The organism is Bradyrhizobium sp. i1.15.2 (assembly GCF_040548425.1).
Classification (GTDB): domain Bacteria; phylum Pseudomonadota; class Alphaproteobacteria; order Rhizobiales; family Xanthobacteraceae; genus Bradyrhizobium; species Bradyrhizobium canariense.
Window position 1 is genome coordinate 34,033 of record NZ_JBEPRQ010000020.1, and the last position, 26,307, is coordinate 60,339.

The following is a 26,307-nucleotide window of genomic DNA, read 5'->3' on the forward strand; positions in this document are numbered from 1 at the left end:
AACAAAACGATACAGTGTAGTTTTACCCTGGGGGCTGGACGAGCTGCCGCGGCAATGTTGCCGGCGGCGGTAGATGCGTGATCGCCAGCCACCGCCAATGCCCTTCCCTTCAAGTTCGACTGTTCCGTCCGCCCGTTCGCATGGCTGGACAAGGCAGACCGGCGCCCGCCTGTTCGGATTGCTGGTCTTGACGTGCAGCCTTGCGCTCGGCGCCTGCACCTCCCTGCCCCGCACGCCCTATACGGCCACCGAAGCCAGCACGTCGCGCGTCCTCGATATCGACGGCCTCCGGCGCTACGCCGACGAACCCATCACGAAATTCAGCTTCGAGAAGGACACCAGCACCGCAACGAAGTCCTACCTGGCGCTGTCAGGCGGCGGTGCCGATGGCGCCTATGGTGTCGGCGTGCTGAACGGCTGGACCGCGGCCAGAACCCGTCCCACCTTCTCGGTCGTCTCGGGCGTGAGCACCGGCGGCCTGATCGCGCCCTTTGCGTTTCTCGGCTCGCGATATGACGACACGCTGAAGGAGGTCTACACCAGCGGTGTCGCGGAGAGCCTGTTGAGCGATCCCAGCATCATGCGCGTGCTGTTCGGATCCGGCCTGTTCGGCAACACGCGGCTGCGCGAGCTCGTCGCCCGCTATGTCGGGCCCGAGATCATGGCGCAGGTCGCCCGTGAAAACGCCAGGGGCCGAAGGCTGCTGGTGGTGACCACCGATCTCGACACCCAGCGGACCGCGATCTGGGACATGGGCAAGATCGCCGCGGTCGGCACGCCCGAGGCGCTCAAGCTGTTTCGCGACGTGATGGCGGCCTCCGCCAGCATCCCCCTGGTGTTTCCGCCGATCATGATCGACGCCGAAGGCGAGGGCCGCAGGTTTCAGGAGATGCATGTCGACGGCGGCGTGACCGCCCCGGTGCTGACGCTGCCGGAAGCCCTGCTGTTCCAGGGCAGTCGCCTTCCCGGCCCTGCGAAGCTGGACATCTACATCCTCGTCAACAAGAAGATCGAACGCAATTTCGAGCTTGTCTCCAACAGCACCATCGACGTCGCCTCACGCAGCCTGTCGTCGATCACCCAGTCGCAGACCCGTTCGATCATCTTCTCGACTTATGATTTTGCCAGGCGCAACCGCCTGGGCTTCCATCTCTCCTACATCGCGCGCGACTATCCGGCGGCTCCCTCGGAAGGGTTCGACACCGCCTATATGCGGGCGCTGTATCAGTACGGATATGAGAAGGCGGCGTCTGGCCAAGCCTGGACTTCGACGCTTCCGTGAGCGCTCGCCGAGGAACGGGGCCGTGCCGGGACGGTTGACGATGAGGCCCATTCGGCCAGATTAGCCATGACGCACCCGTTGCTGCGCGTTATAGAGCAATCACGGATGTCACGACCGCGCAGGAATCATTGGGCATGGGATTGACTGCGACCAGGACAAGACCGGCAGCTCAGCGGCGCGAGGTGCCGAAATCGCGCGGCGGCCGGCCGACGAAGAGCGCCGCGATCGAGCGCGATCAGCGGCTGATCGAGGTCGCCACCCGCCTGTTCCTGGATCGCGGCTTTGACGCGACCTCGCTCGATGCAGTCGCTGAAGCCGCGCGAGTGAGCAAGCCCACCGTCTATGCCCGTTACGGCGACAAGCGCGGATTGTTCGCCGCCGTGCTGCGGCGCGAGATCGCGCGATGGCTTGCACCGCTATCCGCGGCCGCCGAGACGCAGCTCGGCAGCGCCTCGGATATCTCGGTCGAACAGCGGCTGGTCGAGATCGGGCGCGAGATGCTGACATTCACCTGCGGTCCCGATGCCGTCGCCTTCAGCCGCATGATGACGTCGCAGGCCATCAACTTCCCCGAGATCGCCAAGCTCGGCAAGGAGGAAGGCTGGCTCAAGGCCGTCGCCACCACGGCACGCTTCTTCGACCATCTGGTGGCGCAAGGCGCACTCAACATGGAAGACACCACGATCGCAGCCGAGGTGTTTCTCGATGTCGTCGTGGGACACACCCACCGCATGGCGACCTTCGGAACGACGCTCGAGCTGAAAGACGCCGAAAAGCGTATGCGGGTTGCCATCAAGCTGTTCCTGGCCGGAGCGCTTGGCCCCCCGGACCGCCTCCAGGACGCCGCCAAGACCACGCGGCGGCGGCGCCCATCCCGCTGACAATTCCGTGAGATTGCGATCTTTCCAGTGAATCCCGCGCCCGCGCCGTTGACCAAAACAAAACGATACGGTATGGTTTAGTTATAGGGCGATGCGGATCGCTTTTTCACCAGCCCCAAGAGGTCCGCACCGCCTCGATCGCCGCGGCGGTACAGCCCGTCACGACGCTCAGCGGCCGACCGATGCCCAAGGTCGGCCGCAAATTCTTTACGATCATCCGGCACACTCGCTGGCCGAGGGTTTCGAGCATGACGACAGCCAAACGACGTATCTCGGGATTGCTCGCGATCGCCCTGTCCGCACTCCTCCTCGCGGCGCCGGTGCGGGCGATCGTGAGCACGGGCACGCCGACCGCCCTTCACAGCGACACAGATGGTGACGCTGAGGCCGACCGCCAAGCGGTCAGTCGCGAGATCGAGCGCTTCCGCAGCTCGTCGATCTCGATCAACCAGGCCATGGCGATTGCGGAAGCCCGCCACGCCGGTGCCACCACGGCGGATGTGAGTTTCGACGGAGCCTCCGGTGTGCCGGTCTACCGGGTGAAGACCCTGCACAACGACCGGATCTGGCGCCACACCATCAATGCGGCGACTGGTGAGCTCGTCGGCGGCGAAGCCGCCCTCCCTCTCGCCGAGCTCGACCTCGACGACCGCAGCAACCTCGCAGCGCTCGGTGCCATCAAGCATCGGCTTGCGGATGCCGTGCACGTCGCCGAACGCGCGGCCTCAGGCAAGGCGATCAGCGGCGGGCTGGTGCGCGAACGCGGCCGGCTGAATTTCGCGATCGTCGTCATCAGTGGCGACAACCTCAAGGAGGTCATCCTCGAACCGCCGGGCGCCCGGACTAAATAGCGGCAGCCCCAATCCCGCCGAAAAGCCATTGACGGGCGCAAAACTCTCCCGCATAAGCTCCCGCCATGTTCACGACCACCAAACGCACGACGAAAACCACCACGGCCTTCGGGGCCCGGGGAGGCGTGCGCGTGTAGTCGTCGACTAGAACGCAATCCACTCTACCGAAGCCCCGCCCTCGTTGGTCCGGGGCTTTTTTGTTGTCTGAATTCTCAAATCAATGGAGGACACAGTGAGTAACGATCCCGTCGTCGCGATTGTCGGCGTCACCGGTGCGGTGGGCGCCGAATTCATTGCCACCATGGACAAGCGCGGCTTTCGCGTCGGCAAGCTCAAGGCGCTCGCCAGCGCCCGCTCGGCCGGCAAGACGGTGTCGTTCCGCGGGCAAGACGTCGTCATCGAGGAGCTGACCGAACGCGCCTTCGAAGGCGTCGACATCGCCCTGTTCTCCGCCGGCGGCAGCATCTCCAAGAAGTACGCGCCGATCGCCGTCAAGGCGGGGGCCGTCGTCGTCGACAACTCCTCCGCCTTCCGGATGGACCCGAACGTGCCGCTGGTAATCCCCGAGATCAATGCGAACCGCATCCGCGACCACAAGGGCATCATCGCCAACCCGAACTGCGCCGCCATCACGGCGCTGGTGCCGCTATGGCCGATCCACCAGACCAACCGCATCAGGCGCGTGATCATCTCGACCTACCAGGCCGCCTCCGGCGCCGGCGCCGCCGCCATGGACGAGCTGGTCGAGTCCACCCGCGCCAACCTCAACGGCCAGGTTTATACGCCGAAAGTGATGCCGCATCCCTACGCCTTCAACCTCTTCAACCACAACACGGCGATCGACCCCGACACCGGCTACAACGACGAAGAGACCAAGGTCATCAACGAAACCCGCAAGATCTTCGAGGACGACAAGATCGCGATCGGCGTCACCTGCGTCCGTGTGCCGGTGCTGCGGGCTCATTGCGAAGCCATCACCTTCGAATGCGAGAAGCCGATCAGCGAGGATCAGGTCCGTGCCATCATGGCGCGAGCGCCCGGCGTCAAGGTCGTCGACGACCGTGCCAAGAACTACTTCCCGATGCCGATCGACGCCACGGGCCAGGACGACGTCCTGGTCGGCCGCATCCGCAAGGACCTCAGCGACCCCTCCGGACATTCGATCTCGATGTTCGTGGCAGCGGACCAGTTGCTCAAGGGCGCTGCGCTCAATGCAGTGCAGATCGCGGAGCTCTTGCCGCAGCGGGTGATGGCGTAACGGGAGGTGCGTAGGGTGGGTTAGCGACAGCGTAACCCACCACTGTCTCTACCGCGTAAACAGAAGCGGTGGGTTACGCCTTACGGCTAACCCACCCTACGGCGCCCGAAACAACAAACACGCATCGCCATAGGAATAGAACCGATAGCCGGTCGCGATCGCATGCGCATAGGCCTGCCGCATCGCATCGAGCCCGGAGAACGCCGACACCAGCATGAACAGTGTCGACTTCGGCAAATGGAAATTGGTCAGCAGAACATCGACGGCGCGGAAGCGATAGCCCGGGGTGATGAAGATCGACGTCTCGGCGGCGAACGGCTCAAGGGTGCCGTCCTCGCTGGCTGCGCTTTCGAGCAGGCGCAACGACGTGGTGCCAACCGCGATGATGCGGCCGCCGGTCTTGCGCGCGGTGTTGAGCCGCTCCGCCGTCTCGGCCGAGAGCGTGCCCCACTCGGCGTGCATCTTGTGGCCTTCGGTGTCGTCCACTTTCACCGGCAGGAAGGTCCCTGCCCCGACATGCAGCGTGACGCGGTTGATGCCGACGCCGCGCGCGTGCAGCGCCTGCTCCAGCGCGGGCGTGAAATGCAGGCCGGCTGTCGGCGCGGCAACGGCGCCTTCGTTCGCCGCGAACATGGTCTGGTAGTCGGCGAGATCCTGATCGTCGGGCGTGCGTTTCGAGGCGATGTAGGGTGGCAGCGGCGGGCTGCCGAGATCGGCGATGGCCTGATCCAGCGTCGGACCGTGGAACGAAAATGACAGCGTCACCTCGCCTTCCGCGCCCTTGGCCTCGACCTCGGCGTCGAGATGGCCAAGCAGGCAGACCTTGCCCTCATTGCCGAAGCGGATGCGGTCGCCGGCTGCGAGTTTCTTGGCGGGCTTCACCAGCGCCTGCCAGCGCGAGCCGTCGAGGCGCTTGATCAGCGTCGCCTCGATCTTCGGCTCGGTCTCGCGGCCGATGCGACGGCCCTTCAATTGCGCCGCGATCACCTTGGTGTCGTTGACGACGAGCTGGTCGCCCGGCTTCAGCCATTGCGGCAGATCGGCGATGACCTGGTCGCGGAGCGTGCCGGGATCGACGACCAGCATCTTCGCGGAGTCGCGCGGGCTCGCCGGGCGCAATGCGATGCGCTCGGCGGGCAGGTCGAAATCGAAGAGATCGGTGCGCATCTCGGGCTCACGGCCGTACAGTCACTCCTCATCCTGAGGAGCGCGGAACGCGCATCTCGAAGGATGAAGGCCCTGCTGCTGCAGCTCGGCCTTCATGGTTCGAGACGGCGCTACGCGCCTCCTCACCATGAGGAGAAACGCCTACTCCGCGTCAGCCGCCATCCGCGCCTTGACGATCTTGTCGGGGTTCTGCACGGGTTCGCCGCGCTTGATCTTGTCGACGTTCTCCATGCCCTCGGTAACCTTGCCCCACACCGTGTACTGGTTGTCGAGGAAGCGGGCGTCGTCGAACACGATAAAGAACTGGCTATCGCCGGAATCCGGGCTGGCGGCGCGCGCCATCGAGGTGGTGCCGCGCACATGCGGCTCCTTGTTGAACTCGGCCTTCAGCTTCTTGCCGGAGCCGCCGGTGCCGGTGCCCTGCGGGCAGCCGGTCTGCGCCATGAAGCCGTCGATCACGCGATGGAACACGATGCCGTCGTAGAAGCCCTCGCGCACGAGCTCCTTGATGCGCGCGACGTGGCCGGGCGCCAGATCAGGCCGCATCTCGATGGTAACGGGGCCCTGGGTGGTCTCGAGGATCAGTGTGTTTTCGGTGGCGCTCATGCTCGTCTCTCTTGGGTTGGGGGTGAAGTCCTGTCAGGTGAAGATTTACGGTTGCGAAACTGGATCGCGAATGGACGCCCTGCAGCGGCGCCGGCCATCGCATCGGTAAATGGCATCGGCGTGCAACGTTGCAATGCCTCCATCACCGCGACCCGGTATTGCAGCCGGTCCTCGTCGGAAGCCTCCGCGGATTCATAGGTAATCCTCGGGTGGCCCAGAATGTTTCCAGCCCGGTTAAAGCTCACGACGACGGTGATGTCGATCGGGCGGGCCTTGGCGGCGGGCGGCGGCTTCCAGCAGGTGCGCAGATGCCGGAAGATGTCCTGGATGGTGTTGACCTGTGCGTCCTCGGCGATTGCGCCGGGGACGCCGAGCAGCAGCACCGCGGCAACCAGCAGGAGCTTGCCACAGGCGCGCGCCATCGCCTCTCCTACTTGATGTCGGAAGCGACCTGCACCTTCACCATCTTGTCGGGATCGGTGACGGTGCCGCCGCTTGATCCGGGAGGCGCCTTCTTCAGCTTGTCGACGACGTCCATGCCCTGCACGACCTCGCCGATCACGGTGTACTGGTTGTCGAGGCTGCCGCCGTCGGCGAACATGATGAAGAACTGCGAATTGGCGGTGTCGACGCTGTCGCCGCGCCGGGCCATGCCGACGATGCCACGCGCAAAATGCACCTTGGAGAATTCCTGCTTCAGGTTCGGATATTTCGAGCCGCCGGTGCCGTTGAAGTTCTGACCGTCGCCGGTCTGCGCCATGAAGCCGTCCATGACGCGGTGGAACGGCACATTGTTGTAATAGCCCTCGCGCGCGAGCTGTTTGATGCGTTCGGCGTGCTGGGGCGCGAGGTCCGGCCTGAGCTTGATGACGATGCGGCCCTTGGTGGAGTCGATGACGATGGCGTTGGCCTTGTCGAGGCCGGCCGGCAAGGCTTGCGCGAAGGCCGGCACCGCGAACAGAACCGCGGCAAGAACTGCGAGAATTCGGATCATGATAACTCCGGATCAGAGATGAGAAAGGAAACGCGCCGTTATCAGGCGAATTTTGCCTTGAGCTGGGCCGCAACCAGCGGCGGGACGAAGGCCGAGACGTCCCCGCCCATGGCAGCGATCTGGCGCACCAAAGTGGCGGTGATCGGGCGGACCATGGGAGAAGCCGGCAGGAAGACCGTATGCACCTCGGGCGCCATGGCCTCGTTCATGCCGGCGAGCTGCATCTCGTAGTCGAGATCGGTGCCGTCGCGCAGGCCCCGAATCATGATCGTCGCACCGTACTTGCGCGCCGATGTCACCGACAGGTCGTCAAACGTCACCGCTTCGAGCACGCAGCCGGCCTGGGCCGCCACCGGCCCGCAGACGTCATGGAGCATCTTCAACCGCTCCTCGGTCGAGAACAGCGGCTTCTTGCCGGGATGCACCCCGATCGCCACAACGAGCCTGTCGCACAGCGACACGCTGTGCCGGACCACGTCCAGATGGCCGTTGGTGATGGGGTCGAAGGAACCTGGATAGAAGGCAATGCGCGGCATGGCCAACGTCCTACCGCGCCCGGCCCGGCCCGGCAAGCCGGTCAGGTTCCCTGGCGGTTTTTCCGCAAAACCGTGTCGGAATGGGCCGAATTGTTTCGTCCTGAGGGCGGCCACGAAACAAAACGGAGCGCGAACGAAACCATTTCCCGGGTTCGCGAAGACGTCCGGAAACTGGCCATGGTTACTAATCCGGCCAACGAACGACGGGCCGCACACTGGGCGTAGCGGCCGCATCACAGGGGACTGTCATGATCAAAGCTCTTTCGGCGATCGCCATCTCTGGGTGTGTTGCTGCCGCTCTCACCCTCCTGCCCGGCTTCGCCCCCACCGTCGAAGCGAGCGTGCCGCAACCGCTCGCCAAGAGCGACCGGCTCGACATCCGCACCATCGGCAAGGACTGCTCGCAGCAGGCCTGGCCGAATTTCGAGGCGTCCTGCCTTCGCCAGGCCGGCACCAAAGCCGACATCCGCGAGGCTCGCCTCGTGACCGCAAACCGCACTCCGTAGCGGCGTCTGTCAGTTTCGCGTCAGGTAGCGACAAATCCCATAGATAAACCCCATGGATATTTGCGACGTCCCGTCGCAGACTGCCCGATGCTCGCGCCCGCCGGAATGACCCGTCGGCCGCGATCCCATCGAGGGGTCGCCATTGTCCAGTACGCCTGCAGTCGCCTCCGGCCATCAACCTGATCCACTGCCGCTTGCAATGACCATGGGCGCCCTCGGGGTGGTCTATGGCGATATCGGCACCAGTCCCCTCTACGCCCTCAAGGAAGCCGCCAAGGCCGCCGCCCACGGCGGCACATTGACGAACGATGCCGTTCTGGGCGTTGCCTCGTTGATCCTCTGGGCGCTGTTGCTGATCATCTCGCTGAAATATGCGCTGTTGATTTTGCGCGCTGACAACCGCGGCGAAGGCGGCATCGTCGCCCTGCTGGCCTTGCTGCATGCCCGCAACGCCCAACCCGGTACTTGGCGCGCGCATCTGCTGGTCGTCGGCCTCGTCGGCGCCGCCCTGCTCTACGGCGACGGGGCGATCACGCCGGCGATCTCGGTGCTGTCAGCCATCGAAGGTCTGAAGGTCGACGCACCCTCGCTCGCGCCGGCGGTGGTGCCCGTGACCGTCGTCATCCTGATCGGACTGTTCATGATGCAGAAGCAGGGCACCGGCTTCATCGGCCGCATCTTCGGACCGGTGATGCTGGCCTGGTTCTTCGTGCTGGCAGCGCTCGGCATCCACGGCATCGTCAAGGCGCCGGCGGTGCTGGCGGCGCTGAGCCCGCTCTATGCGTTCGACTTCCTGATCCACCAGGATTTTCATGTCTCCTTCGCGATCCTGGGGGCCGCCTTCCTCGCGGTGACCGGCGGCGAAGCCATGTATGCTGACATGGGGCATTTCGGCCGCCTGCCGATCCGGCTGGCCTGGTTCGCGATCTGCCTGCCCGCGCTGGTGCTGAACTATTTCGGCCAGGCCGCGCTGCTGATCACCGACCCCTCCATGATCGAGAATCCGTTCTTCCAACTCTGCCCCGACGCCCTGCACTATCCGCTGGTCGCGTTCTCGGCGGTCGCGACCGTGATCGCCTCGCAGGCCATCATCTCGGGCGTGTTCTCGCTGACGCAGCAGTCGATTCAGCTCGGTTTCCTGCCGCGCATGCAGATCCGTCACACCACGAGCGCAGCGATCGGCCAGATCTACGTGCCGTTGGTGAACTGGCTGCTCGCCGCCGCAACGCTCGGCGCCGTGCTGAGCTTCGGCAGCTCGGAGGCGCTGGCCGGCGCCTACGGCATCGCGGTGTCGCTGTTGATGGCGATCACCACGCTGCTCGCTGCCCTGGTCGCGATCCAGTGGGGCTATTCGCCGTGGCTGGTGGTGGCCGTGAACGGCTTCTTCTTCGTGATCGACGTGATCTTCTTCTCGGCCAATTCGATCAAGCTGTTCGAGGGCGGCTGGTTTCCGCTGATGCTCGCGGGCTTCGTCGCTTTCCTGATGCTGACCTGGCGCAGCGGCGTGAAGCTCGTCGAAGCGGCACGCGCGAAGCTGCGCCAGCCCGAGGAGGATCTGATCGAAACCGCGGTCAACAAGTGCAGCGCCAGGCTGCCCGGCACCGCCGTGTTCCTGGCGTCGGCGCCGCGCGGCGTGCCGCTGGCGCTGACCCAGTTCGTCAAGCACAACCACGTGCTGCACGAGCGCATCGTCCTGGTCACCGTGCTGATCGAGGAGCTTCCTCACATCGACGACGAAGACCGCATCGAGGTGATCGAAATCATTCCCGGCATTACCCGCGTCGTTCTGCATTACGGGTTCATGCAGAACCCGACGATCTACGAAGGGCTGACCTTCGCCTGCCGCCACGGCAAGCTGCCCGGCATCGACCTCTCCGACATCACCTATTACGTCGGCCGCGAGACCATCATCCCGCGCGAGGACGTGCCGGGCATGTGGGTCTGGCGCGAAACCGTGTTCGCCTTCCTGCAGCGCAACGCCGAACGCTCCGCCGCGTTCTTCGGCGTGCCGACCAAGCAGGTGGTGGAGTTCGGCACGGAGCTGGAGATTTAGCGCAATTCGTAGCCCGGATGGAGCGACTTGTCCGCCGTAGCTCGGAGAGCGAAGGCGGAAGTGCAATCCGGGACAGCCGTTCGAATGAAGAACCCGGATTTCGCTTGCGCTCCATCCGGGCTACGAGGGGTGACGCATCACTCCCCGTTCGACTCCCCATTCGCCCCGTTTCCGCTCTCGGCCTCTTCCGTGATGTGCTCGACCGAGACGACGTGTTCGTCCTCGGCGGTGTCGAACACGATCACGCCCTGGGTTGAGCGGCCGGCCACGCGGATGCCTTCGACCGGGCAGCGGATCAGCTGGCCCTTGTCGGTGACCAGCATGATTTGATCGGCGTCTTCCACGGGGAACGACGCCACCAGGTTGCCGTTGCGGTTGTTGACGCTCATGGCCACGATGCCTTTGCCGCCGCGGCCCGTGGTGCGGTACTCGTAGGACGAGGTCCGCTTGCCGTAGCCGTTGACGGAGACGGTCAGCACGACCTGCTCGGCCGCCGACATTTCGACATAGCGCTCCTGAGCCAGCTGGAAGCTGCCGGAGGTCTCCTCGGCCTCGGCGTCCGCCGCCGGCTCCTCGGCCGCAGCTTCGCCGGCAACCGCACGACGCATCTTCAGATACGCCGAGCGCTCGTCGGACGTCGTCTCGACGTGGCGCAGGATCGCTAGCGAAATCACCTTGTCGCCCTCGGCAAGCGCAATGCCGCGCACGCCCATCGAGGTGCGCCCGGTGAACACGCGCACGTCGGTCACGGGGAAGCGGATGCACTGGCCGCCGGCGCCGGTCAAAAGCACGTCGTCGTGCTCGGTGCAGATCTGCACGTCGACGATAGCTTCGTTGTCGTCGAGCTTCATCGCGATGATGCCGGAGCGGCGGACGTCGACGAAGTCGGACAGCTTGTTGCGCCGGACGTTGCCGCCTGTCGTGGCGAACATCACGTCGAGATTGCCCCAGGTGGACTCGTCCTCCGGCAGCGGCATGATGGTGGTGATGCGCTCGCCCTGCTCCAGCGGCAGGATGTTGATCAGCGCCTTGCCGCGCGCGTTCGGCGCGGCCATCGGCAGGCGCCAGACCTTGATCTTGTAGACCTGGCCGCGCGAGGAGAAGAACAGCATCGGAGTATGCGTGGACGCCACGAACAGCCGGCTGACAAAATCCTCGTCGCGGGTCTGCATGCCGGCGCGGCCCTTGCCGCCGCGGCGCTGGGCACGGTAGGCCGACAGCGGCACGCGCTTGACGTAGCCGGCGTGCGAGACGGTGACGACCATGTCCTCGCGCTGGATCAGGTCCTCGTCCTCGACCTCGCCTTCCTGCTCGATGATGACGGTGCGGCGCGGGGTCGCGAACTCGGCCTTCACCTCGGCGAGCTCGGACTTGATGATTTCAAGCACGCGGTCGCGCGAGCGCAGGATGTCGAGATAGTCGGCGATTTCGCCGGCGAGCTTGTCGAGTTCCTCGCGGATTTCGTCACGGCCGAGTGCGGTGAGGCGTTGCAGGCGCAAATCGAGAATGGCCCTCGCCTGCTCCATCGACAGCCGGATCGTACCGTTCTCGCTGATGCGGTGGCGCGGATCGTCGATCAGCGTCAGCATGTCCTCGACGTCCCGGGCCGGCCAGTCGCGCGACATCAGGGTGTCGCGGGCGGTGGTCGGGTCGGGCGAGGTCCGGATGACGCGGATCATCTCGTCGATATTGGCGACCGCGATCGCCAGACCGACCAGGATATGGGCGCGATCACGGGCCTTGGCGAGCAGGAACTTGGTGCGCCGCGTGACGACGCGCTCGCGGAAGTCGACGAAGATCGCCAGCAGGTCCTTCAGATGCATGATCCGCGGACGGCCGCTGTCGAGCGCCACCATGTTGACGCCGAAGCTCGTCTGCAGCGGCGTGAACCTGTAGAGCTGATTCAGCACCACATCCGGCACGGCGTCGCGCTTCAGTTCGATGACGACGCGGTAGCCGTCGCGATCCGATTCGTCGCGCAGGTCGCCGATGCCTTCGATCTTCTTTTCCTTGACCAGCTCGGCGATGCGCTCGACCATCGTCGCCTTGTTCACCTGGTAGGGAATTTCGCTGATGATGATCGCCTCGCGCTCCTTGCGGATGGTCTCGATCGCGACCTTGCCGCGCATCATGACCGAGCCGCGCCCGAGGTGATAGGCGGCGCGGATGCCCTGCCGTCCGAGGATGACGCCGCCGGTCGGGAAATCCGGTCCCGGCACGATGTTGATGAGCTCGTCGATGGTGAGCGCGGGGTTGTCGATCAGCGCGACGCAGGCGTCGATGACTTCGCCGAGATTGTGCGGCGGGATGTTGGTCGCCATGCCGACTGCGATGCCGCCGGCGCCGTTGACGAGCAGGTTCGGGAACTTGGCCGGCAAGACCGACGGTTCGGTCTCGTTGTTGTCGTAGTTCGGCTGGAAGTCGACCGTGTCCTTGTCGATGTCGGCCAGCAGAGCCAGCGCCACCTTCGTCAATCGGGCTTCAGTATAACGATAGGCAGCCGGAGGATCGCCGTCGACCGAGCCGAAATTGCCCTGACCGTCGATCAGCGGCACGCGCATGGAGAAGTCCTGCGCCATCCGGACCATGGCGTCGTAGATCGACTGGTCGCCATGCGGATGATATTTACCGATGACGTCACCGACCACGCGGGCGGACTTGACGTACTTCTTGTCCGGCGTGTGCCCCTGCTCGTTCATCGAGTACAGGATGCGCCGATGCACCGGCTTCAGGCCGTCGCGGGCGTCAGGCAGCGCACGCGCCACAATCACGCTCATGGCGTAGTCGAGATAGGACTTCTTCATCTCCTCGAAGATGGAGACGGGGCGAATATCCGAGGGTTGCGCCGGCTGGTCGCCGGGCTTGTCGTCGTCGTCAGCCAAGGGGAAATCCGATGAGGTTTTATCTGGGAATCATATAGCGCATCGAGCCTCTGATAACCACCCTCGCGGGGATCTGGGAAGCGCTTTTTCCGCCTATTTTTCCAACAACTTAAGCCCTTGCGAGCGGTGCCTCGGGCAGCCCCCGCATCGGCCTTGCAAAATCGCCGGTAACACGTGGAAAACCGACCGGCGAGCTTGCCCCGTCAGCGCGTTTGCCAAGCCGCAATCCGAGCTCACCCCAAACATGAAGCGGGCCCGGAAATCCCGAGCCCGTCCTGCCGATTAGTGGGATTTTTTGACACGAGATGAGAAGCGCCGCCCACGCGGCCGGCGCCTCCGCATCGATATGCCTCGTTCTCAGAACGGAATCGCTCAGAACGGGATGTCGTCGTCCATGTCGCTGTTGCGGCCACCGCCGCCGGCGGCAACGGGTCGCCGCGGCGCGCTGCTGACCGGACCGGAGGAGCCGAAATCGCCGCCCGGCTCGTCGCCGAAGCTGCCGCCTCCCCCGCCGCCACTACGGCCGTCCAGCATCGTCAGGGTGGAGTTGAAGCCCTGCAGCACGACTTCGGTCGAGTACTTTTCAACACCGCTCTGGTCGGTCCATTTGCGGGTCTGGAGCGCACCCTCGACGTAAATCTTGGCGCCCTTCTTCAGATACTGTTCGGCGACCTTGCAGAGCCCTTCATTGAAGATCACGACGCGGTGCCACTCGGTCTTTTCCTTGCGCTCGCCGGTCGCCTTGTCGCGCCAGGTCTCCGAGGTGGCGACGCTCAGATTGGCGATCGGCCGCCCGTCCTGGGTGCGGCGGATTTCAGGATCCTTGCCGAGATTTCCAACCAGAATGACCTTGTTGACGCTTCCCGCCATCTCCGCTCTCCGCTCCGAATGCCACTGAATTCAAGAAGGCCGGTCCGCTCCCCGCGCTCCACCGTGCCTGTTGAGGCGACCCTATACGCTCGCCGAACGCTTGCGGACGACGATCAGTCCGTCGCCCCTCCGGTTATCCCCACATATAGCATCGACCTCCGGCATGTTCCAGATTTGTTCTTGGCGAACTTCCGCATCGAATATGTGGCGTCGATCGGCCAATGTACTGCGGGAAGGCACGCGTCGATTGGAACCTTTGTAGGTTCCCAAAAGCGAAGGAAAGAACTTAACATTCAGCAAGTTGTGGGTCCTCGCACGGCCCCGTTCTTGTTGCATTTCGGAGACGGACTTTGCCGCTCCGCAGAGCTACGGTTTCCTCGGACTTAAATCATATGGGCCCTCGTGCCTGATCAACCGCTTCGGGGAAGAAAGAAGCGGACGAACCTGGGGAGACTGGCAATGAATAAGCTTCTTATTGGTGCAATCAGTGCAGTGGCGATGGGCCTGTCGGCTCCCGCGAGCGCGGCGGATCTTGCCGCGCGTCCCTACACCAAGGCTCCGGCGCCGGCGATTGCCACCATCTACGATTGGAGCGGCTTCTACATCGGCATCAACGGCGGCGGTGGCTCGAGCCACACGTGCTGGGACTTCGTCACGCCCGCGACCGGCGTTTTGGTCGGGGAAGGCTGCCATAACGCGGTCGGCGGCACGGTCGGTGGCCAGATCGGCTATCGCTGGCAGTCCACCAATTGGGTGTTCGGCCTCGAAGGCCAAGGCAACTGGGCCGACTTCCGGGGCGACAACGTGAGCACACTTTTCCCCGGCACCGCCCTGGTCACGGGTGATCGCAACCGTTCCCGCATCGACTCTTTCGGGCTCATCACCGGTCAGATCGGTTACGCCTGGAACAACGTGCTGCTTTACGTGAAGGGCGGCGCCGCCGTCGTCGGCGACAAATACGACATCTACGCTGCGGCGGGCACGCCCGGCGCGGGCGCGCTGCTGGCCTCGGCGCGGGAGACTCGCTGGGGTGGCACGGTCGGGGCCGGTCTGGAGTTCGGCTTCGCTCCCAACTGGTCGCTGGGCTTTGAATACGACCACATCTTCCTTGGCGATCGCACGATCGGCTTCACAACGCCCGCGGGTGCGGTTTTCGGCAGCGACCGGATTCGCCAGGACGTCGACATGGGCCTCGTCCGCTTGAACTATCGCTGGGGCGGTCCGGTCATCGCAAAGTACTGATCGCGCTGGAATAGAGCACTTCGAAGGCCGGCCTCGTGCCGGCCTTTTGCTGTGCGGTTCTGCGATATCAATAGGTCAATAGCCGTTCCGTTTTCCGATCGCTGTTGCTTTTCAGTGACACAACTTGCGGCTTCACCGGTGTATGGACGATATCAGTTGGACCACGGCGTCCGATGCTCTTCCGGAACAGGGAGGGACAACAGAAACTGGGACTGGGATTACTGAAGATGAAAAAGATTTGGTTGGCTTCGGCCTGTTTGTTCGCACTCGCTGCCCCGGCTTCGGCCGCTGATCTGGCGGCGCGCCCCTACACCAAGGCTCCGGTGGCCATGGCTTCGGTCTACAACTGGACCGGCTTCTACCTCGGTATCGTCGGTGGCGGCGCCTGGGAAAATTCCTCGACCGACCCGAAGATGAAGGGCGGCTTCGTCGGCGGTACTGCCGGCTACAACTGGCAGACCGGCAATGTCGTGTTCGGCATCGAGGCCGATGGTTCCTGGGCTGACGTCAGCGCGTCGGTCACCGGCCCCGTTGCCGTCCCCGGCTTCGGCCTCGTCAGCACCACCCTCAGCTCGAAGACCGATGCGATGGGCACCGTGCGCGGCCGCATCGGCTACGCCGTCAACAACGTCCTGTTCTACGGCACCGGTGGTTACGCCTGGATCGACAACAAGCTCAGCATCAGCGCGCTCGGCGTGACCGCTTCCGACAGCAAGTGGCACTCCGGCTGGACCGTCGGTGCGGGCGTCGAAGCGTTCTTCGCTCCGCAGTGGTCGGTCAAGGGCGAGTACCTCTTTCGCAGCCTCGGCGGCGAGACCTACTTCTCGGGCGCCCTGCCCACCGGCACGCTCGAGTTTCACACCGTGCAGGTCGGCGTGAACTATCACTTCGGGGGCCCGATCGTCGCGAAGTACTGATCTTCGCTATCGACGCCATCGTGTTACGAAAGGCCGGCCTCGCGCCGGCCTTTTTGTTTGAACGGGACCGGTCACGCGCAGTTCCGCAAGCCGTGCTCCTGCCAGATGCCGCCAGCGCGCCAACAATCCGTTGACGATTCGCAAACGCCACTGGAAATCCGTCCCTGTTCTTCCTACGTTCGCTTACTTACCCATCGGCGCCGATCCCGGTTCCGGGCGATGCGCGCCTTTCAAGTTGGCGCGATCGCGCGCTTTTGGATTCCCTGAGGACCACCAGGATGGATGAAGTGATCAAGGCGAAGCGCCAACAACAGAACGCGGGAGCACACCTGCGCGCGATTACGATCCGTGGCGCGCGCGAGCACAACCTCAAGAACGTCGACGTCGAAATTCCCCGCGACAAGCTCGTCGTGTTCACGGGGCTGTCAGGCTCCGGCAAATCCTCCCTCGCGTTCGACACCATCTATGCCGAGGGCCAGCGCCGCTACGTCGAATCGCTGTCGGCCTATGCCCGCCAGTTCCTGGAGATGATGCAGAAGCCCGACGTCGACCAGATCGACGGCCTGTCGCCGGCGATCTCGATCGAACAGAAGACGACGTCGAAGAACCCGCGCTCCACCGTCGGCACGGTGACCGAAATCTACGACTATATGCGCCTGCTGTGGGCGCGCGTCGGCGTGCCCTATTCGCCCGCCACCGGCCTGCCGATCGAGAGCCAGACCGTCTCGCAGATGGTCGATCGCGTGCTGGCGCTGCCGGAGAGCTCGCGGCTCTATCTGCTTGCGCCAGTCGTGCGCGGCCGCAAGGGCGAGTACCGCAAAGAGCTCGCCGAATGGCTCAAGAAGGGCTTTCAGCGCGTCAAGATCGACGGCGCCTTCCATGAGCTCGCGGAAGCGCCTGTTCTCGACAAGAAATTCCCGCACGATATCGACGTCGTCGTCGATCGTATCGTGGTGCGCCCCGACATCGGCCAACGCCTCGCCGAAAGCTTCGAGACCGCGCTCAAGCTCGCCGAGGGCCTCGCCGTCATCGAATTCGCGGACGCGCCGGCTGCAGCAGCCCCCGCGGAAGAGAAAAAGAAGACGGCCAAGATCCACGACAAGAGCGGACCCGAGCGCATGCTGTTCTCGGAAAAGTTCGCCTGCCCTGTCTCCGGCTTCACCATCCCCGAGATCGAGCCCCGGCTGTTCTCGTTCAACAATCCCTATGGCGCCTGCCCCGCCTGCGGCGGCCTCGGCGTCGAGCAGCATGTCGACGAGGACCTCGTCATCCCCGACAAGGAGCTAGCCATCGGCAAGGGCGCGATCGCGCCCTGGGCCAAGTCCTCGTCGCCCTATTACATTCAGACGTTGACTGCGCTCGGCAAGCATTACAAGTTCACGCTGACCACCAAATGGAAGGATCTGCCCAAGAAGACGCAGAACGCGATCCTCCATGGCTCCGGCGAGGACGAGATCAAGTTCTCCTACGAGGACGGCGTCCGTTCCTATGACACCAAGAAGCCGTTCGAGGGCGTCATCACCAACATCAACCGCCGCTATCGCGAGACCGAGAGCGAGTGGGCGCGCGAGGAGCTGGCGAAGTACTTCCACGACGTGCCCTGCGAGGCGTGCCACGGCTTTCGGCTCAAGCCCGAGGCGCTCTGCGTCAAGATCGGCGGCAAGCATATCGGCGACATCTCCGAGATGTCAGTGAAGGGCGCCGGCGCGTGGTTCGAGACCGTGCCGGAGGCGCTGAACACCCAGCAGAACGAGATCGCCGGCCGCATCCTCAAGGAGATCCGCGAGCGCCTCACCTTCCTGCTCGACGTCGGCCTCAACTATCTCACGCTGTCCCGCTCCTCCGGCACGCTCTCCGGCGGCGAGAGCCAGCGCATCCGCCTGGCCTCGCAGATCGGCTCGGGCCTGACAGGTGTGCTCTATGTGCTCGACGAACCCTCGATCGGCTTGCACCAGCGCGACAACGCGCGCCTGCTCGACACGCTCAAGAGACTTCGCGACCTCGGCAACACCGTGATCGTGGTCGAGCATGACGAGGACGCGATCCTGCTCGCCGACCACGTGCTCGACATCGGCCCCGGTGCCGGCATGCATGGCGGCAACATCATCGCCGAAGGCACGCCCGCCGAGATCATGCGCAACCCCAACTCGCTGACCGGCAAATATCTGACCGGCGAGCTTGAGGTCGAGGTGCCGGAGCGGCGCCCGCCGAACCATCGCCGCACCATCAAGGTGGTCAATGCGCGCGGCAATAACCTCAAGAACGTCACGGCCGAAATCCCGCTCGGCCTGTTCACCTGCGTTACCGGCGTCTCCGGCGGCGGCAAGTCGACGCTGCTGATCGACACGCTGTACAAGGCGATCGCCCGCAAGCTGAACAACGCCAGCGAGGGCGCCGCGCCGCACGACCGCATCGAGGGCCTCGAGCACATCGACAAGATCATCGACATCGACCAGTCGCCGATCGGCCGCACGCCACGCTCCAATCCCGCGACCTATACCGGTGCCTTCACGCCGATCCGCGAATGGTTCGCCGGCCTGCCCGAGTCGAAGGCGCGCGGCTACGAACCCGGCCGCTTCTCCTTCAACGTCAAGGGCGGCCGCTGCGAGGCCTGCCAGGGCGACGGAGTCATCAAGATCGAGATGCACTTCTTGCCCGACGTCTACGTCACCTGCGACGTCTGCAAGGGCAAGCGCTACAACCGCGAGACGCTGGAGGTCCTGTTCAAGGGCAAGAGCATCGCCGACGTGCTCGACATGACCGTCGAGGAAGCGGCCGAGTTCTTCAAGGCGGTCCCGCGGGTGCGCGAGACCTTCCAGACGCTGCATCGCGTCGGCCTCGACTACATCCATGTCGGCCAGCAGGCCACGACGCTCTCGGGCGGCGAAGCTCAGCGCGTCAAGCTCGCAAAGGAGCTGTCAAAGCGCGCCACCGGCCGCACGCTCTACATCCTGGACGAGCCGACCACCGGCCTGCATTTCCACGACGTCAAGAAGCTCCTGGAGGTGCTGCACGAGCTGGTCGCGCAGGGCAACACGGTCGTCGTCATCGAGCACAATCTCGAAGTCATCAAGACCGCCGACTGGGTCATCGACCTCGGCCCCGAAGGCGGCGACGGCGGCGGCGAGATCGTCGCCTGGGGCCCCCCGGAAGACATCGCGAAAGCGCCGCGGAGCTACACGGGGAAGTTTTTGGCACCGGTGCTGGCGAAGGCGCGGAAGCCGAAGCGGAGACGCGCGGCGAGCGAGGCGGCGGAGTAGGTTACGCAGCGGGAGCGTGCCGACACATTGTCTGAGGGAGGTCGCTTTTGCCTGCAGGACTTCTGCAAACCTATCGTGCGTTCGCCCACAATAATGCTTGGGCGAACCACCGGCTGCTCACTGCTTGCGCCGCGCTGTCTCAGGCTGACTTCGAAGCCGCACGAACCGGCTTCTTTCCAAGCCTGCAGCGCACGCTCAACCACATCCATGTCATAGACCTCTTCTATGTCGATGCGCTGGAGGGCGGATGGCTGGGACCGGCGGCTTGGAAGAACCAGGTGCCCCACCTTTCACTTGCCGCGCTGAAGCCCGAGCAAGCCGCGATCGACAAGCGCTTGATTGCCGTCTGCGATGGACTGACGCCCGAGCTTCTCGACGGTCTCGTGCGGATCAACCGCGACACCCGCGTGCAGATCGAACGTCGCGACCGGCTGCTCATGCATCTGTTCCAGCATCAAATTCATCATCGCGGACAAGCCCACGCGATGCTTTCCGAAACGCACGTTACCCCGCCCCAGCTAGACGAGTTCTTCGCCGAGGGAGAGGCGCCGCTCAGGGCCACCGAATTCGACCAACTCGGATGGACCGAGGAAGCGGTGTGGAAAGCCTAGCGGTGTAGCTTCGTCTCCATGCCCTACTCCCTCGCCATCTTCGATCTCGACGGCACGCTGGCTGACAGCTTCCCGTGGTTCCTGCGCACCATCAACGACGTCGCCGACCGCTTCGGCTTCCGCCGCGTCGCCGATGAGGATGTCGAGGGGCTGCGGCATGCTTCGTCGCGCGAGATTCTCAGCCGGCTCGAGGTGCCCTTGTGGAAGCTGCCGGCGATCGCGCGGCATGCGCGGCGGCTGAAGGCTGAGGCGGCCGCCGAGATTTCGCTGTTTTCGGGCGTCGAGACGATGCTGAAAACACTGGCCGGTAACGGCGTGCAGCTCGCACTGGTGACATCGGACAGCGAAGCGAATGCGCGCGAAAAACTCGGCGAGGCCGCCGCGCTGTTCGCGCATTTCGACTGCGCCGCGTCGATCTTTGGCAAGCCTTCGAAATTCCGACGGGTCATCCGCCGCGCCGGCGTGGAGCCGGGCAAGGTCATCGCGATCGGCGACGAGGTGCGCGATATCGAGGCGGCGCGGGCCGTGGGGATCGCCTGCGGCGCGGTGGGCTGGGGTTATGCGGCGCCGGCGGCGCTGCGGGCGCAGGCGCCGGATCACATGTTTGAGCAGATGGATGAGATTGTATGGACGCTGTGCCCCGGTGCAGTAGCCCGGATGAGCGAAGCGATATCCGGGAACGGCGGTGGATGAGGAGAGCCTGTCCCGCAAGTCGCTCCGCTCATGCGGGCTACGACGCCCCTACTCCGTCCTGCGCAAAAACGCCCCGAACGCGCGCGGGCCGTCGCCGGTCTTGACTTCGCCGATCACCTTTAGCTCGACCGCGTCGATGATGTCGAGCGTGTTGCTCTCCCAGCAGGCGACGATGATGCGCTTGCCGTCGGCGGTCGCGGCGATGCCTTCGGGATAATCGCCGACATTGATGCGTTTGATCGGCTTCAAGGTCGCCAGATCGAACACGCTGACAGTGCCGCCATATTGGTCGGTGACGAAGCCGCGGCCCTGCGCCAGCGCCACCGCATAGGGGCGCATCCCGACCGGCACGCGGCCGGTCTCGGACCCAGCGGCGATGTCGATCACGGAGACGTCGTTGGAGCCGACATTGGCGGTGTAGGCCCGCTTGCCTTCGGCATCGATGGTGACGCCGAACGGACGGGTGCCGACCTTGATGGTCGCCTTGCGCTGGCGGGTCGCGATGTCCACCACCGAGACGCTGTCGTCGTCGCGGTCGGCCGAGAGCAGCAGCTTGCCGTCTGGCGTCACTGCGAGCCCCGACGGCGAGGCGCCGACCGCGATGCTGGCCGTGACGCTGCGGCTCGCAGCGTCGATCACCCGCACGGCGGCTGCGTACCAGTCCGCGACATAGACGGTGCGGCCATCCGGCGCGACGGCAATGCCAAGCGGCCCGCCGCCGACCTCGATCCGCCCTGCAATCTGCCGCGTTGCTGCGTCCACCACCGTTACGGCCTTGGCGTCCGGGCTCGTGACATAGGCAAAGCGCCCGTCCGCGCTAACGGCCACGCCCGCCGGCTTGCCGCCGATCGGGATGGTCGCGACGCTGCGCGCGGTGGCGAGGTCCACCACCATCAAATCGTCGCTGAGCTGGTTGGTCACGAACGCCTCGTCGGCGCACGCGCTGCCGAGAGCGGCACGGTAAAGGCTGGCAGCGAGCGCCGCCAGGACCAACGCCCGCACGGTCAGCTTCCGCTCTCGATCTTCTTCTTCAACGACTCGAGGCCGGCCTTGTAGAGCCCGCTCACCGCAGTCTTAGCCGCCTCGTCGCTCAGCTCCGGCGGCGGATCGTTGTTGGGAAAGCCGCGGTAGAACGCGCCGGCCCATTCCAGGGTCGAGGCCTTGCCGTCGGCGCTCGGCGTGACGGTGAGCGTCGAGGAATAATTGGTGACCGGCAGCACCTTCACGTCCACATTGGTGATCCGGTAGGAATAGCTCATCGCGGCGGCGTCAAACTTGTAGAGCTCTTCGTCGACGGTCGCGCCTCCCGTCAGCGTCAGCTTCCGCGTCGCGCCGATCTCGTTGCCCTTCTCGCCCTCGGTCTTGGCAACAGGCGGCAGCCAGCTCATGTCCTGGAAATTGCCCATTGCGGCCCACACCTTGGCCGGGGCGGCGGTGATCTCGATGGATTCGCGGACCTTCTGCCGGGTCGGCCCGTGGGCCCAGGCCGATGTCGAAGCCGGGCCAAACGCCGCCGTCAAAGCTGCCGCGCCCGCAGCAGTCAGTACTACGCCCAAGACCGTGCGGCGTCCAATCGTCACCCTCATCTCGTTTCCTCATGCGTCTCATTGATCATGCGCGACTTGATGCGCGCTGGGATCATGGTAGCGCATTTTGCGGCCGAGGGGAGACCCGTTCGTGGCCACGTTGCGGCAGGCGTCCGCGCGCCCCACAACCCCTTGCCGCCCGGCGGGCAAAACACCCAATAAGCGGGTCAACCACGATCGGCAAAAATATTTCTCTTTATCCGTATTTCGGATTATCGTATAGAAAGCCATCCCAACCCGGCCGGGGGGCGGATCGCGATCGTCACGAACGCGGGATGGGACGTGGTGGACGTGGGCCACACCGGCGCGAAGGCTTCGCAGGGCGGGCAACCGTGAACGAAGGCGTCGCGCACACGACCGGTGTGATCCGCGTACGGCAAGATCGTGTGGTCCTGACGCCCGGGGTCTGTGCGTCAAGTCTTGTGGTGATGTGGGCGGCCCGACCGGGCATCCGCATCAGCCATCCGTAAGGCGACGGGGGCAATAGTGCATCGCTCCCCGGGGAGATCACGACATAAGCCGTAAAACCACTGCGCAGGGAAGGCCGTGTGTTGGGCTTCACCTGTATGCCGCTGTGCAGCCTCTTGTAGCGCAACCTTCGCACAGTGGACCGTGGGTGCCAGCCGGCACCCGGCCTTCCCTGCGCCCTCGGCATTTTTGGGGGCAAAGAATGCCGCAAAGCTCGGGCCGCACAGGCCGCGAGAAGGCGAAGGTGCGCGGACTCTGTGGATTGAAATACGAAGATGGATTTTGGGCGCGTGCCCCGGACGCGGCGCAACGCCCCTTCGGCGGTGCGCCGCAGAGCCGGGGCCCACGCAGCGGCAAATGCACGGCTTCTGGGTCCCCGCTCTACGCCGCAACGCTTACGCGTTGCAGCTTGTCCGGGACACGAGCGTGGAACTTTATCTGGCGCGCTGGCGACCGCAACATGCCAAGCACGAAAGCCTCGCGAAAGCTGCATCTGGGAAACAGACAGAAACAAACGGCAACAAAACTCGTCATGCGGCATCGGACGCAAATTGAAATCTCAGTTGTTAACCGGAATCTTCCTGGGAAGACCCAGCTGAGACAGTTTGCCGGCATGAGGCCAGCCCCCATCTCGCGACCCCGCAATGATTGACGGATGTCCGGGACCGTAAGAGCCGCGAGGAGTGCGCGATGGTATCAACGTATTTCAGTTACAGCTACATCACGCGCAATCTCAAGCAGTCCCTGACGCGGGTCGAACAGCAACAGGACGTGGCGCGAGAGGCCGCCTATTACAAAGCCCACATCGGCAAGGTGAAGTCCGTCGACGACTTCATGAAAGACTATCGCCTTTATCATTATGCGACGAAGGCATATGGCCTGGAAGACATGGCCTACGCCAAGGCCTTCATGAAAAAGGTGCTGGAGAGCGACCTCTCCGACGCAAACAGCTTTGTCAACAAGCTGGTCGACAAGCGTTACCGCGAGTTCGCCGCGGCATTTTCCTTCAACGGCAGTGCAACGCCGGTTGCGCAATCGGAGAACCAGACCGACGAGATGATCGGTCTGTACACGGCGACCAGGAAGAGCCAGGTCGATGCACTTACCGGCGACTCCAATTACTACAGCGCCGAAATCGGCAACATCAGCAGTGCAGACCAGCTCCTGAACAACGACCGTCTTCGCAACTATGTCTATTCGGCATACGGAATCGATCAAACCAAGTGGTCGCGTGACACGATAAGCCAGGTCTTGCGCAGCGATCCATCCGATCCCAACAGCTACGTCAACACCACTTTCGCCTCTCAGTTGAGTGGCCTCAACGCCGACCTTGCTCAGGCCCGATCGGATGTCACCGCGGCCAATTCACGGATCGCCGACTACACCACCCAGCTATCGCAGCCGGGCGCGAACGTGACCCAGTTGAACGTGCAGATCCTGGTCGAAAAGCATCATTTGGAGTCATATGCGAGCAGCATTTCCAGCCTCAGCGACCAGATAGGGACGATTGGCGGGTTCGTCGACCTGGCCGGTGCGTTCGAGTTTTCGCCCGACGGGTCCCTTCCGTCAGGCGTGTCCGCGCAGACTGCTGCAAATGTCACCATCACGAAACAGAGGTTCGACGACAGCAAGTCCGCCGTCTATTCGGCGGCAAGCCCGTTGAACGAAGCCTTTGCAATCAGGCAATTCAGAACCGCCATCCTCAAGATCAATTCAGTCCAGGCGTTCGTATCGACACCGGGCGTTTATGATTTTGCGCTGGGAGCCGTCGGCCTCGATCCCGCAAACGTCTCGCCGGCGACTGTCAAGGCCGTGCTCGAAAGCGACATCAACGACCCCAAAAGCTACGTCTATACCCTCAAGGACAATCGATATCTGGAGCTGGCGCGCGCCTTCAACTTCGACGCTAAAGGCAATCTGACGACCCCCTTGGTGGCTCAGGACTCTGCTGAAGTCCTCCAGATCGCCAAGGACTACGTCATTGGAGCGGTGAAGAGCGCCAGCACGGCAACTCCCCAGCAGCAGGCCGCAGTTCGGGCACAGGCCACGAAGGATGCGTCGGAATATCAGCAGGCCATCGCCGGCATCGACAGTGTTTCCGATCTTCTCGCAAACAGGCCGATGGTCGATTTCATTCTCCTGGCCAAGGGTCTGGATCCCAAGAAGGTCAGCACCGATTTTCTCAAGAAGATCTTCGCCTCCGATCTGAACGATCCAAAGAGCTTCGCGAACACCGAGAGCGATCCTCGCTTTGCCGAAATCGCGGCGTCGTTCAATTTCGACAGTCAAGGCAACGTCGCGCGTCTTCCGATGATGGGGCCGCAGAAGCGGGATCAGTTTCGGGAAACACAGGCGAACTATGTCGAGCAAAGCCTGGAGCAGCAGCAAGGCGATGCGAATCCCGGCGTGCGCCTGGCGCTCTATTTCCAGCGAAAGGCGGGGGACATCACATCCGCGTACGACATCCTTGCCGACAAGGCTCTTTCGGAGGTGTTCAGGACCACCTTCGATCTGCCTGACTCGATGGCGGCGATGCCGATCGACCAGCAGGCCAAGTTCGTGGACAGATTCATGAAGATCAAGGACCTGTCCGATCCCGCGAAGGTTACAAAGCTGCTGAACCGTTTCTCCGCCATGTATGACATCAGAAACAGCCAGAGCACCGGTCAGGGTCAATCCCCCCTGCTCAACCTCTTTCAGGGATCCGGTTCGGGGATCAGTGACTCCACATATCTGGCCATTGCCAAGCTACGCACTCACTGACGGTCGCCCGCCGGGACTAGTCCAACACCTCGAGCACCAGCTCCATGGTCATGAGCACGGGATTGTCGCCACGGACCAGACGGCCCTCCGCCATGCCGCCGGTGTAGTCGATCAGGGCGACGTCGAGTGCGGCTTCGAGCGCTCCGGAGGCGCCGGCCGCAATCGTGCCGCCGGTGACCGCAAGCTCGGTCGCGAAGGGCTCGGTCACGCCGCCATGGCTGAAGCGGGCGCCGATGGTCGAGCCGACGCCGCCGTGGATCCTGGCGCGCGCGATGCCTTGCGCGCGGCAGAAGTCTTCGAGACAGATGGCGAAATCCTGATTGGGGCGCAGCCGCAGCGCGAAAGCGCGGCTGGTCGTGCGTGCGCCGGTGCTCGCAGCCGGCACCGGCCCGAACAGCTTGAAGTTGGTCTCGGGATCGGGTTCGGCGGCAAACATCGCACCATCGATGCCGAAGGCCTCGACCTCGAACGGCTCGGCGACGTCAGTCTCGTCCGGCAGCATGTGGCCGCCACTGTCGCGGCCATCGGGCTCCGTCCACAGCCCATGGCAATGAAAGAACGGCGCGCCATCGCGCGTGCCCAGCGTCATGCTGCCGAGCCTGGTGCGCGTCACGCCGCCCGGCCGGAAAGTGTCGCTATAGAACGCGGCGTTCTCGCTGGTCTTCGACAGCGCCGGCATGACATAGGCGAACGGCCCGAGCGCGCCGCGCCCGAAGCTGAGCACGCCGCCGGCGAATCCCTCCGCGGCAAAACCGCGGCGCGCCGCCTCCAACAGCGGCAGACCTGCTCGAAGCGTGAAGGAGAAAGCGCGTCCCCTCGCCTCCACCCATTGGATGCGTTCGGCGACCGGCGCGCCGGGCTGCTTGATGCTGCGCATGACT

22 protein-coding genes are annotated in these 26,307 nt (G+C 64.1%); 12 read left to right on the plus strand and 10 right to left on the minus strand.

Annotated features, from left to right (window positions below; genetic code table 11):
• Positions 1-73 precede the first annotated feature (73 nt).
• The 4 genes from ABIB80_RS28010 to ABIB80_RS28025 all read left to right on the plus strand — a co-directional run bounded on the left by ABIB80_RS28010 (position 74) and on the right by ABIB80_RS28025 (position 4,272).
• Complete coding sequence (locus ABIB80_RS28010; RefSeq protein ID WP_051058392.1) at positions 74-1,282, plus strand: patatin-like phospholipase family protein; 1,209 nt, start codon at positions 74-76, stop codon at positions 1,280-1,282.
• A 134-nt stretch (positions 1,283-1,416) separates the two neighbouring features.
• Complete coding sequence (locus ABIB80_RS28015; RefSeq protein WP_007590740.1) at positions 1,417-2,163, plus strand: TetR/AcrR family transcriptional regulator; 747 nt, start codon at positions 1,417-1,419, stop codon at positions 2,161-2,163.
• Positions 2,164-2,411: 248 nt separating this feature from the next.
• A complete protein-coding gene (locus ABIB80_RS28020; RefSeq protein WP_007590739.1) occupies positions 2,412-3,014 on the plus strand; it encodes a PepSY domain-containing protein in 603 nt (200 codons plus the stop codon).
• Between the two features lie 220 nt (positions 3,015-3,234).
• On the plus strand, positions 3,235-4,272 hold the full coding sequence (locus ABIB80_RS28025; protein ID WP_035992631.1) for an aspartate-semialdehyde dehydrogenase: 1,038 nt from the start codon (positions 3,235-3,237) through the stop codon (positions 4,270-4,272).
• A 96-nt stretch (positions 4,273-4,368) separates the two neighbouring features.
• Here the strand turns inward: ABIB80_RS28025 and queA are convergent, their stop codons facing one another.
• The 5 genes from queA to coaD form a co-directional block, all read right to left on the minus strand.
• Positions 4,369-5,439, minus strand: a complete 1,071-nt coding sequence (queA, locus tag ABIB80_RS28030) for a tRNA preQ1(34) S-adenosylmethionine ribosyltransferase-isomerase QueA (protein ID WP_007590737.1) — start codon at positions 5,437-5,439, stop codon at positions 4,369-4,371.
• A 141-nt stretch (positions 5,440-5,580) separates the two neighbouring features.
• Positions 5,581-6,045 carry a peptidylprolyl isomerase gene (locus ABIB80_RS28035; RefSeq protein WP_007590736.1) on the minus strand — a complete coding sequence of 155 codons (465 nt, stop codon included), beginning with the start codon at positions 6,043-6,045 and terminating at the stop codon, positions 5,581-5,583.
• Positions 6,042-6,467, minus strand: a complete 426-nt coding sequence (locus ABIB80_RS28040; protein ID WP_007590735.1) for a UCP034077 family protein — start codon at positions 6,465-6,467, stop codon at positions 6,042-6,044. Before ABIB80_RS28040 ends, ABIB80_RS28035 begins: the two co-directional genes overlap by 4 nt.
• 8 nt (positions 6,468-6,475) lie before the next feature.
• Positions 6,476-7,039, minus strand: a complete 564-nt coding sequence (locus ABIB80_RS28045; protein WP_007590733.1) for a peptidylprolyl isomerase — start codon at positions 7,037-7,039, stop codon at positions 6,476-6,478.
• A gap of 41 nt (positions 7,040-7,080) precedes the next feature.
• On the minus strand, positions 7,081-7,575 hold the full coding sequence (gene coaD, locus ABIB80_RS28050) for a pantetheine-phosphate adenylyltransferase (RefSeq protein ID WP_007590732.1): 495 nt from the start codon (positions 7,573-7,575) through the stop codon (positions 7,081-7,083).
• Positions 7,576-7,823: 248 nt separating this feature from the next.
• Here coaD and ABIB80_RS28055 point away from each other — a divergent pair, with 248 nt between their 5' ends.
• A complete protein-coding gene (locus ABIB80_RS28055) occupies positions 7,824-8,081 on the plus strand; it encodes a hypothetical protein (protein ID WP_007590731.1) in 258 nt (85 codons plus the stop codon).
• A gap of 199 nt (positions 8,082-8,280) precedes the next feature.
• Entirely contained in the window at positions 8,281-10,134 is a 1,854-nt protein-coding gene (locus ABIB80_RS28060) for a potassium transporter Kup (protein WP_051058391.1), read from the plus strand.
• A 137-nt stretch (positions 10,135-10,271) separates the two neighbouring features.
• Here ABIB80_RS28060 and gyrA read toward each other — a convergent pair whose 3' ends face one another.
• Complete coding sequence (gyrA, locus tag ABIB80_RS28065) at positions 10,272-13,016, minus strand: DNA gyrase subunit A (protein WP_007590727.1); 2,745 nt, start codon at positions 13,014-13,016, stop codon at positions 10,272-10,274.
• 372 nt (positions 13,017-13,388) lie between these two features.
• Positions 13,389-13,886 (minus strand): single-stranded DNA-binding protein, encoded by a 498-nt coding sequence (locus ABIB80_RS28070; protein ID WP_007590726.1) that lies wholly within the window; start codon positions 13,884-13,886, stop codon positions 13,389-13,391.
• Between the two features lie 459 nt (positions 13,887-14,345).
• Between ABIB80_RS28070 and ABIB80_RS28075 the strand changes: the two genes are divergently transcribed.
• The 5 genes from ABIB80_RS28075 (at position 14,346) to ABIB80_RS28095 (ending at position 20,609) form a co-directional block, all read left to right on the plus strand.
• A complete protein-coding gene (locus ABIB80_RS28075; protein WP_007590725.1) occupies positions 14,346-15,128 on the plus strand; it encodes an outer membrane protein in 783 nt (260 codons plus the stop codon).
• Between the two features lie 227 nt (positions 15,129-15,355).
• Entirely contained in the window at positions 15,356-16,045 is a 690-nt protein-coding gene (locus ABIB80_RS28080) for an outer membrane protein (RefSeq protein WP_035992628.1), read from the plus strand.
• A gap of 278 nt (positions 16,046-16,323) precedes the next feature.
• Positions 16,324-19,305, plus strand: coding sequence for an excinuclease ABC subunit UvrA (gene uvrA, locus ABIB80_RS28085; protein WP_219685492.1), 2,982 nt, complete (start codon positions 16,324-16,326; stop codon positions 19,303-19,305).
• Between the two features lie 47 nt (positions 19,306-19,352).
• Complete coding sequence (locus tag ABIB80_RS28090; RefSeq protein ID WP_007590721.1) at positions 19,353-19,916, plus strand: DinB family protein; 564 nt, start codon at positions 19,353-19,355, stop codon at positions 19,914-19,916.
• An 18-nt stretch (positions 19,917-19,934) separates the two neighbouring features.
• Entirely contained in the window at positions 19,935-20,609 is a 675-nt protein-coding gene (locus ABIB80_RS28095; RefSeq protein WP_007590720.1) for an HAD family hydrolase, read from the plus strand.
• 48 nt (positions 20,610-20,657) lie between these two features.
• On the opposite strand, the gene ABIB80_RS28100 is transcribed toward ABIB80_RS28095, so the two are convergent.
• Together ABIB80_RS28100 and ABIB80_RS28105 are read right to left on the minus strand one after the other, a co-directional pair.
• Positions 20,658-21,611: a YVTN family beta-propeller repeat protein gene (locus tag ABIB80_RS28100; RefSeq protein ID WP_007590717.1), complete on the minus strand. Its 954-nt coding sequence runs from the start codon at positions 21,609-21,611 to the stop codon at positions 20,658-20,660.
• Positions 21,612-21,613: 2 nt separating this feature from the next.
• Complete coding sequence (locus ABIB80_RS28105; RefSeq protein ID WP_007590716.1) at positions 21,614-22,195, minus strand: SRPBCC family protein; 582 nt, start codon at positions 22,193-22,195, stop codon at positions 21,614-21,616.
• A 1,158-nt stretch (positions 22,196-23,353) separates the two neighbouring features.
• Between ABIB80_RS28105 and ABIB80_RS28110 the strand changes: the two genes are divergently transcribed.
• Positions 23,354-25,426 (plus strand): DUF1217 domain-containing protein, encoded by a 2,073-nt coding sequence (locus ABIB80_RS28110; protein ID WP_219685493.1) that lies wholly within the window; start codon positions 23,354-23,356, stop codon positions 25,424-25,426.
• A gap of 16 nt (positions 25,427-25,442) precedes the next feature.
• Here the strand turns inward: ABIB80_RS28110 and ABIB80_RS28115 are convergent, their stop codons facing one another.
• Positions 25,443-26,303: a PCC domain-containing protein gene (locus ABIB80_RS28115; protein WP_007590713.1), complete on the minus strand. Its 861-nt coding sequence runs from the start codon at positions 26,301-26,303 to the stop codon at positions 25,443-25,445.
• Between the last annotated feature and the right edge of the window lie 4 nt (positions 26,304-26,307).